The sequence below is a fragment of the Streptomyces sp. NPDC052225 genome (genome assembly GCF_040679615.1).
In the GTDB taxonomy this organism is placed as follows: domain Bacteria; phylum Actinomycetota; class Actinomycetes; order Streptomycetales; family Streptomycetaceae; genus Streptomyces.
Genome location: NZ_JBFAVD010000044.1, coordinates 38811 through 47532 on the forward strand (window position 1 = coordinate 38811; position 8722 = coordinate 47532).

General features: G+C 70.3%; 7 protein-coding genes. 3 read left to right on the forward strand and 4 right to left on the reverse strand.

Going from position 1 to position 8722, the window contains the following annotated elements; translation table 11 throughout:
- Nucleotides 1-177 precede the first annotated feature (177 nt).
- On the forward strand, nt 178-753 hold the full coding sequence (locus AB0L37_RS36650; RefSeq protein ID WP_365515876.1) for a hypothetical protein: 576 nt from the start codon (nt 178-180) through the stop codon (nt 751-753).
- Nucleotides 754-951: 198 nt separating this feature from the next.
- On the opposite strand, the gene AB0L37_RS36655 is transcribed toward AB0L37_RS36650, so the two are convergent.
- The 3 genes from AB0L37_RS36655 to AB0L37_RS36665 form a co-directional block, all read right to left on the reverse strand.
- Nucleotides 952-1632, reverse strand: coding sequence for a DUF5701 family protein (locus tag AB0L37_RS36655; protein ID WP_365515879.1), 681 nt, complete (start codon nt 1630-1632; stop codon nt 952-954).
- 96 nt (nt 1633-1728) lie between these two features.
- Entirely contained in the window at nt 1729-1941 is a 213-nt protein-coding gene (locus tag AB0L37_RS36660; RefSeq protein WP_365515882.1) for a DUF4287 domain-containing protein, read from the reverse strand.
- Nucleotides 1942-2005: 64 nt separating this feature from the next.
- Nucleotides 2006-2302 (reverse strand): nucleotidyltransferase domain-containing protein, encoded by a 297-nt coding sequence (locus tag AB0L37_RS36665; protein ID WP_365515885.1) that lies wholly within the window; start codon nt 2300-2302, stop codon nt 2006-2008.
- A gap of 154 nt (nt 2303-2456) precedes the next feature.
- Here AB0L37_RS36665 and AB0L37_RS36670 point away from each other — a divergent pair, with 154 nt between their 5' ends.
- The gene (locus AB0L37_RS36670; protein WP_365515888.1) at nt 2457-4718 is read left to right on the forward strand and encodes an ATP-dependent RecD-like DNA helicase; all 2262 of its coding nucleotides are present in this window, start codon (nt 2457-2459) and stop codon (nt 4716-4718) included.
- Between the two features lie 199 nt (nt 4719-4917).
- On the forward strand, nt 4918-6207 hold the full coding sequence (locus AB0L37_RS36675; RefSeq protein WP_365515891.1) for a citrate synthase: 1290 nt from the start codon (nt 4918-4920) through the stop codon (nt 6205-6207).
- Nucleotides 6208-6661: 454 nt separating this feature from the next.
- On the opposite strand, the gene AB0L37_RS36680 is transcribed toward AB0L37_RS36675, so the two are convergent.
- Nucleotides 6662-8722, reverse strand: a 2061-nt coding sequence (locus AB0L37_RS36680; protein WP_365515894.1) for a copper-translocating P-type ATPase, incomplete at its 5' end; no start/stop codon positions are given.

The window sequence follows — 8722 nt, forward strand, 5'->3', positions numbered from 1 at the left end:
GGGCGCTGGCAAGAGGGGTTCCGGTTCTCGTGACCGGATCGTGATGCGGGTGGGGCGAGGCGAGGGGTGTTGTCGGTGGGGCGTGCCATGGTGGGAGGCATGGGTCGCCAGGCACGGAACCCCGTCACGGAACCCCGTGGACGACACTGACGACACTGACGAACGGAGCCAGGAACTGTGAACCACGCGCAGCTCACCGCACTCGGCCGCGCCCTGCGCCTGCTCGGCGAGCACGGCGAGGGCCTGACCGGCGACACGTCGGAAGCGAAGCTCCACGAGGTGCGCGGTGATGTGAAGCGCGCCCTGGAGCTGCTCGACGACTCGGTGGCCGGTGCGGCGCCCACGACCCGCTGCCCCGAGCACCCCCAGGGCGCGGTCGACGAGTCGGCGCCGGACCTGTGCCTGCTGTGCGAGACGCGCCGCAGGCAGGCCCGCCGCTCGGAGTACGGCGGCGGACCCGCCCGCCCGCGCGGCGAACAGCAGGCGGCGGTGATGTCGCGCTACGGCACCCGCGAGGACCGCCCGCAGCCGCAGCAGCGCTGGATCCCCGAGATGTGGACCGGCCAGGTCTGGCAGCTCTGCGGCACGCCGCGCCACGACCGCCGCGAGGCGGACCTGTACCTGGCGGCCCAGCGCCGCCGCCCCGACGCGGCGATGGCGTACCGCCTGGTGCACGAGTTCACGGACTACGAGGTGGTGCGGGTGTGGGGGACGCCGGTGCGGGTGGAGCCGGAGCCGATGGGCGGGATCTAGGGCCTGTCTCCCAGATCCCTCCGTCGCCCGAAGGGCGGCCTCGCGGCGTCTGGTGCGTGCTCCAGGGGGTCCCCCCGGCCGAAGGCTGGGGGAGTGCCGGGTGCAAGGCCTCGTACTGGATGTGCTCGGCCTTGTGCCCGGTGCGGCGAGAGTGCGTGCCAGGCGTCCTGGGGCAGGCGGGATCCGGGCGACAGGCCCCTAGCCGAGGCCGCCGGTACGGGCGGCCGTCGAGGCGAAGCCCAGCCAGGTGTGCCGGTTGCCGGCCCAGCACCAGCCGACCTTGGGGGCGCCGCGGCGCTCGCGGCCGTCACGGCCCGTGCCGTTGCTGATCCAGATCGCCGGGGTGCGGGCGTCGAGCGTGCCGTCGGCCTTGGGCAGCCGGGAGCCGATCGTCATGAAGCAGTGGTTGCGCTCCAGGGCCTCGGGCTGGTGGAGCAGCCAGTGGATGCCCTCGGTCAGCAGCAGCGGCGTACGGCCCCGCTCGGTGAGGGCGGGCAGCGCTTCGTCCGGGCTCCAGTTGGCCATGTCGTCACCGCGGTCGGGCCGGGCGACGAGATAGAGCGGCGCGTCGGGCACGTCGACCGCGTCGAGCGGTACGAAGAGATCCACGTCGGCCATGTCGACGACGACGAACCCGGGCTTGTCGCCGAGGCGCAGCAGCGGGGCGAGGGCAGATGCGGGGACACGGTCGGGGTGGACGACGAGCAATGCGTCCCGGGCACCGCCCCGCGCCTCGGCCTCCTTGGCGAAGGCCCGCACCTCGTCGGCGGGGAGCCCGGCGATGTCGTGCACCCCGAGCTCGATCAGCCGCTCGGCCTGCGCGGCCGGTGGCGGGAGCGGGGGCAGGGCGGCGGGGGATGCTGCGGCGGATTCGGTCACGTCACTCCCTCGGTTCGCGGCACGCGCGGTCGACGCGCGCTTCAGCCCAACGGGTGTTCCCGCCCGAGAGTTCCCCGAGCGCGCGCCCGGCCCCGCTCACTGCCCGCCGCGGTCCTCCGCGAGCGTGTACGCCACCAGCGCGTTGGCGTGCCCGTGCCCGAGCCCGTACTCACTCTTGAGCCAGGTCACGAGCTCCATGTGCCGGGTCAGCGGCGAGGAGCGGATCAGCTCCTGCCAGTGGGCGACGGGCTGCCCGTACTTCTTCTCGATGGAGGGGAAGTAGAAGGCGGGGCCTTTGACGGTGGTCATGACGGGGTCCTGTCTGCCGGGTGCCTGGGGGGTACGTCGGTATGACCCGGCGGCCCGCGAAAACTCATCGGTCCGCCGCGCGGTGCCCCGGCGGCAGGGCCGCGGCCGCCGCGAGGTGCGCGCGCAGCACCCGCCGGTGCGCGGCATCCAACTCATCGGCCGCCAGGTCGAGTTCACCGCTCACCCCGACCAGGACGTCGACGTCGCTGATGCCCCGGTCGAACGACCCCGTCGCCGCGGACCCGTACAGCCACACGCCCACCATCCGCTCGCCGACGGCCGGCGCCACCGCCGTCAGCAGATCGGGCAGCAGCCGCCGCACGCTCACCGGCACACCGCTCACGTCTCGCGTCCCGTCCATCCGGAAACCCTAGGGCCTGTCAGGGGCCCCGGCCGAAGGCTGGGGGAGGATCTTGTCGCTGGCGAACGTGCGCGGGCTCCTGGGATGCGACCTGATCCGCCGGACAGGCCCCAGGCGCTGTCCCGATGTCAGACCCCACCGCTACCGTCGGATCATGTCGAAGCAGCAGGCGGCTGCCGGGGCGCGGCCGATGGCGCAGCTCGAGGGGGTCCTCGAGCGGATCACCTACGCCAATGAGGAGACCGGGTACACGGTCGCGCGCGTGGACACCGGGAGAGGCGCGGGGGATCTGCTGACCGTCGTCGGGTCGCTGCTCGGCGCGCAGGCGGGGGAGTCGCTGCGGATGGAGGGGCGGTGGGGCTCGCATCCGCAGTACGGCAAGCAGTTCACCGTCGAGAACTACACGACGATCCTGCCCGCGACGATCCAGGGCATCCGCCGCTACCTCGGCTCCGGCCTGGTCAAGGGCATCGGGCCGGTCTTCGCCGACCGGATCACGCAGCACTTCGGGATCGACACCCTCGACATCATCGAGCAGGACCCGAAGCGCCTGATCGAGGTGCCGGGCCTCGGCCCCAAGCGCACCAAGAAGATCGCCGACGCGTGGGAGGAGCAGAAGGCCATCAAGGAGGTGATGGTGTTTCTGCAGACGGTCGGCGTCTCGACGTCCATCGCCGTACGGATCTACAAGAAGTACGGCGACGCGTCCATCGGCGTCGTGAAGAACCAGCCGTACCGGCTCGCCTCCGACGTCTGGGGCATCGGCTTCCTCACCGCCGACCGCATCGCCCAGTCCGTCGGCATCCCGCACGACAGCCCGGAGCGCGTCAAGGCCGGCCTCCAGTACGCCCTGTCGCAGTCCACCGACCAGGGCCACTGCTTCCTGCCCGAGGAGCGCCTCATCGCCGACGCGGTGAAGCTGCTCCAGGTCGACACGGGCCTCGTCATCGAGTGCCTCGCCGAACTGACCCTGCCCGACGAGGACACGGGGGACGTCGGCGTCGTACGGGAGCAGGTGCCGGGGGAGGACGGACAGCCCGTCACCGCCGTCTACCTCGTCCCCTTCCACCGTGCCGAACTCTCGCTCTCCGCCCAGCTGTTGAGACTCCTGCGCACCGGCGACGACCGGATGCCCGCGTTCCGCGATGTCGTCTGGGACAAGGCACTCGCCTGGCTCGCGGACCGTACGGGGGCGACACTCGCGCCCGAGCAGGAGGACGCCGTCAAGCTCGCGCTGAGCCAGAAGGTCGCCGTGCTCACCGGAGGCCCCGGCTGCGGCAAGTCGTTCACCGTGCGCTCGATCGTGGAGCTGGCGCGCGCGAAGAAGGCGAAGGTGGTCCTCGCCGCGCCCACCGGCCGGGCCGCCAAGCGGCTCGCCGAGCTGACCGGCGCGGAGGCCTCGACCGTCCACCGCCTGCTGGAGCTGAAGCCGGGCGGCGACGCCGCGTACGACAAGGACCGGCCGCTCGACGCCGACCTCGTCGTGGTCGACGAGGCGTCCATGCTCGACCTGCTGCTCGCCAACAAGCTGGTCAAGGCCGTGCCGCCGGGCGCCCATCTGCTCTTCGTCGGGGACGTGGACCAGCTGCCGAGCGTCGGAGCGGGCGAGGTCCTGCGCGACATGCTGGCGCCGGACAGCCCCGTCCCCGCGGTCCGGCTGACCCGGATCTTCCGCCAGGCCCAGGAGTCCGGCGTCGTCACGAACGCCCACCGGATCAACTCCGGCACGCCACCGCTGACCCAGGGCCTCAAGGACTTCTTCCTGTTCGTGGAGGAGGACACGGAGGAGGCGGGCCGGCTCACCGTCGACGTGGCCGCCCGGCGCATCCCGGCCAGGTTCGGCCTCGATCCGCGGCGCGACATCCAGGTGCTCGCCCCGATGCACCGCGGCCCGGCCGGCGCCGGCACGCTCAACGGACTGCTCCAGCAGGCGATCACGCCGGGCCGCCCCGAGCTGCCCGAGAAGCGGTTCGGCGGCCGCGTCTTCCGCGTCGGCGACAAGGTCACCCAGATCAGGAACAACTACGAGAAGGGGGCGAACGGCGTCTTCAACGGCACGGTCGGCGTCGTCACCTCCCTCGACGCCGACGAGCAGAAGCTCACCGTCCTGACGGATGAGGACGAGGAAGTTCCGTACGACTTCGACGAGCTGGACGAGCTCGCCCATGCCTACGCTGTCACCATCCATCGTTCGCAGGGCAGCGAGTACCCGTGCGTGGTGATCCCCGTCACGACGGGCGCGTGGATGATGCTCCAGCGCAACCTCCTCTACACGGCGGTCACCCGCGCGAAGCGACTCGTCGTCCTCGTCGGTTCACGCAAGGCGCTCGCCCAGGCCGTGCGCACGGTTTCCGCGGGTAGACGCTGTACGGCGCTCGCTTTCCGGTTGTCCGGTGCCCACCTTCAAAAGATTTGATCGATCAAATTCGTCGCGAAGGTCACACACCACTTCCGGAACCAGGGCGAAGGGGGCAGGATGAGCAGGTTGGCGGCACTCAGTGCCGCCAATAGGCCCAATGGTCGACCCCGAGTGCACTCTGCTGGGCCAAGTGGGGGATGGTAGAGACAGTCAGGGCACCTCGAAGAAGAGGCACTACGTCGGTGAGGGACGAGACGTGAGCGACAACTCTGTAGTACTGCGGTACGGCGATGGCGAGTACACCTACCCGGTGATCGACAGCACCGTCGGCGACAAGGGCTTCGACATCGGGAAGCTCCGGGCCCAGACCGGACTGGTGACCCTCGACAGCGGATACGGCAACACCGCCGCCTATAAATCCGCGATCACCTACCTCGACGGTGAGCAGGGCATCCTCCGGTACCGCGGCTACCCGATCGAGCAGCTGGCCGAGCGCTCCACCTTCCTCGAGGTGGCGTACCTGCTGATCAACGGTGAACTCCCGACGGTCGACGAGCTCTCGGTCTTCAAGAGCGAGATCACGCAGCACACGCTGCTGCACGAGGACGTCAAGAACTTCTACAAGGGCTTCCCGCGCGACGCCCACCCGATGGCCATGCTGTCGTCCGTGGTCTCGGCGCTGTCCACCTTCTACCAGGACAGCCACAACCCGTTCGACGAGAAGCAGCGTCACCTGTCGACGATCCGCCTTCTCGCCAAGCTTCCGACGATCGCGGCCTACGCGTACAAGAAGTCGATCGGCCACCCCTTCGTCTACCCGCGCAACGACCTCGGCTACGTCGAGAACTTCCTGCGGATGACGTTCTCGGTGCCGGCCCAGGAGTACGACCTTGACCCGGTCGTCGTCTCCGCCCTCGACAAGCTGCTCATCCTGCACGCGGACCACGAGCAGAACTGCTCGACGTCCACGGTGCGCCTGGTCGGTTCGTCGCAGGCCAACATGTTCGCGTCGATCTCCGCAGGCATCTCGGCGCTGTGGGGCCCGCTGCACGGCGGCGCCAACCAGTCCGTCCTGGAGATGCTCGAGGGCATCCAGGCCAACGGCGGCGACGTCGACACCTTCATCCGCAAGGTGAAGAACAAGGAGGACGGCGTCCGCCTGATGGGCTTCGGCCACCGGGTGTACAAGTCGTTCGACCCGCGCGCCAAGATCATCAAGGCTGCCGCGCACGACGTCCTCTCCGCGCTCGGCAAGTCCGACGAGCTCCTGGACATCGCGCTGAAGCTGGAGGAGCACGCGCTCTCCGACGACTACTTCGTCTCGCGCAACCTCTACCCGAACGTCGACTTCTACACCGGCCTGATCTACCGGGCCATGGGCTTCCCGACCGAGATGTTCACGGTCCTGTTCGCCCTGGGCCGCCTGCCGGGCTGGATCGCCCAGTGGCACGAGATGATCAAGGAGCCCGGATCGCGTATCGGGCGTCCGCGTCAGATCTACACCGGTGTCGTCGAGCGGGACTTCATTCCCGTCGAGGAGCGCTGAGCGACTCCGTCGAGTGCGGTAGCGCCTTGATGCGGTAGCGGATCAAGAGAAAGCGCCCCGCTGTCGGTCCCCCCACGGGCCGACAGTCGGGGCGCTTTCCTTTTCCCGGTGCGGATTCCCCCCACGGGATCCGTCCGGGCGTCTGTGGCGCGTCGGCCGCCGGAACACGTACGCACGGGTGGGCCGCTCAAGCTCCCCGGTGCACGTGCCCCGGCCAACGCAGTCGGGGCCGTCCCCCAAGACGGTCCCGCTCGACACGGGAACGTCCCCCAAGACTTTCCTGTGTCGCTCCTTAGACTCACGAGACCCACGAAGGGTTACGTTCAGATCAATGTGATCTGCGTCTCTTGCATATGTCCCGTGTGTACGCAAGAGGCCCGATCTGTGGATCCCGGCCCCTTGCGTGAGAGTGCTGCAATTGTGCCGTGTGGATTGTGTGGAGGTCCAGGGCCTACTAGGTGAATTTGCGCAGACGGAGACTATTGGTCACGACGAAGACCGATGAGAACGCCATCGCGGCACCCGCGATCATCGGGTTCAGCAGCCCCGCGGCGGCCAGCGGCAGCGCGGCGAGGTTGTAGCCGAAGGCCCAGCAGAGGTTGCCCTTGATCGTGGCGAGGGTGCGCCGGGAGAGCCGGATCGCGTCCGCCGCCACCCGCAGGTCCCCGCGGACGAGTGTCAGGTCGCCCGCCTCGATCGCCGCGTCCGTGCCGGTGCCCATGGCCAGGCCGAGGTCGGCCGTGGCCAGGGCGGCGGCGTCGTTGACCCCGTCGCCGACCATCGCCACGCCGCGGCCCTCGGCCTGGAGGCGCCGTACGACGTCGACCTTCTCCTCGGGGAGGACCTCCGCGATGACGTTCTCCCGGGCGATGCCTACGGCTTGGGCGACGGATTCGGCCGTGGCGCGGTTGTCGCCCGTGAGGAGCATCGGTGTCAGGCCCAGGGCGCGGAGTTCCCGTACTGCTTCGGCGCTGGTGTCCTTCGGGGTGTCGGCGACCGTGAGGACGCCGCGGACCGTGCCGTCCCAGGCGACCGTGACCGCCGTGCCGCCGGTTGCCTCCGCTGCGTGCAGGGCCTCGGTGACGGTCGCGGGGAGTGCGACGCCGGCGTCCGTGAGGAGGCGGGGGCGGCCTGCGAGGACCTTGTGGCCCTCGACCGTGCCGCGTACGCCCAGGCCGGGGATGCTCGTGAAGTCCGTGACCGGCGGGAGCTCCCCGCCGGCCGCCTGGTCCGCCGCCGCCTTCGCGATGGCTCGGGCCACGGGGTGTTCGGAGGCGTGCTCCAGGGCTCCTGTCAGGCGGAGGAGGTCCTTTTCGTTTGTGTCGTGGGTGGGGTGGATCGCGAGGAGTGTCATGCGGCCTGTGGTCACCGTGCCTGTTTTGTCCAGGACGATCGTGTCCACCGTGCGCGTCGACTCCAGGACCTCGGGGCCCTTGATGAGGATGCCGAGTTGGGCGCCGCGGCCGGTGCCGACCATGAGTGCCGTCGGTGTGGCCAGGCCCAGTGCGCACGGGCAGGCGATGATCAGGACCGCCACGGCCGAGGTGAACGCCGCCGTGGTGTCGCCCGTGACGAGGATCCGTACGAGCAGGGTGGCCACGGCGATCACGAGGACGGCGGGGACGAAGACCGCGGAGACCCGGTCGGCGAGGCGCTGGATCCGGGCCTTGCCGGTCTGGGCGTCCTCGATCAGGCGGGCCATACGGGCGAGTTGGGTGTCGGCGCCCACGTGGGTGGCCCGGATGACCAGGCGGCCGCCCGCGTTGACGGTCGCGCCGGTGACGTCGTCTCCGACGGTGACGTCCTCGGGGAGGGACTCCCCGGTGAGGATCGAGGCGTCGATCGCCGACGTGCCCTGGACGATCGTGCCGTCCGTGGCGATCTTCTCTCCGGGGCGTACGACGAAGTGGTCGCCGGGGTGGAGGTCGGTCGCCGGGGCCTGGACCTCGGTGCCGTCCGGTTTGAGCAGGGTGACGGTCTTCGCGCCGAGTTCGAGCAGGGCGCGGAGTGCGGCGCCTGCGCTGCGCTTGGCTCTGGCTTCGAGGTAGCGGCCCACGAGGATGAACGTGACGACCCCTGATGCCACCTCTAGGTAGATCGGGGTGGTCGCCATGGCGCCTGGCGTGGCAGCCGCGTCGCCCAGGAAGAGGGCCCAGAGGGACCAGCCGTATGCGGCGAGGGTGCCCAGGGAGACGAGGGTGTCCATGGTGGCGGCGCCGTGGCGGAGGTTCGTCCAGGCGGCGCGGTGGAAGGGGAGGCCGCCCCAGACCACGACGGGGGAGGCCAGGGTGAGCGCCAGCCACTGCCAGTTGTCGAACTGGAGGGCCGGGATCATCGACAGGGCGATCACGGGGGCCGTGAGCCAGGCCGAGACCGTCAGGCGCTGCCTGGCTTCCGCCGCGTGTGCGCCCTCGGTGTCCGTGGGGGCGGGGCCGTGCCGGGGTGCCTCCTCGGCCGGATTGGTGTCGTCGCCTCCGGACGACCAATGTCGGGTGCGGCTGCGCTGAGTGCCTGC

Coding starts and splice junctions, on each gene's coding strand:
- AB0L37_RS36660 (WP_365515882.1), bottom strand. CDS start 1,941: ATGACCACCGTCAAAGGCCCCGCCTTCTACTTCCCCTCCATCGAGAAG.
- AB0L37_RS36670 (WP_365515888.1), top strand. CDS start 2,457: ATGTCGAAGCAGCAGGCGGCTGCCGGGGCGCGGCCGATGGCGCAGCTC.
- AB0L37_RS36665 (WP_365515885.1), bottom strand. CDS start 2,302: ATGGACGGGACGCGAGACGTGAGCGGTGTGCCGGTGAGCGTGCGGCGG.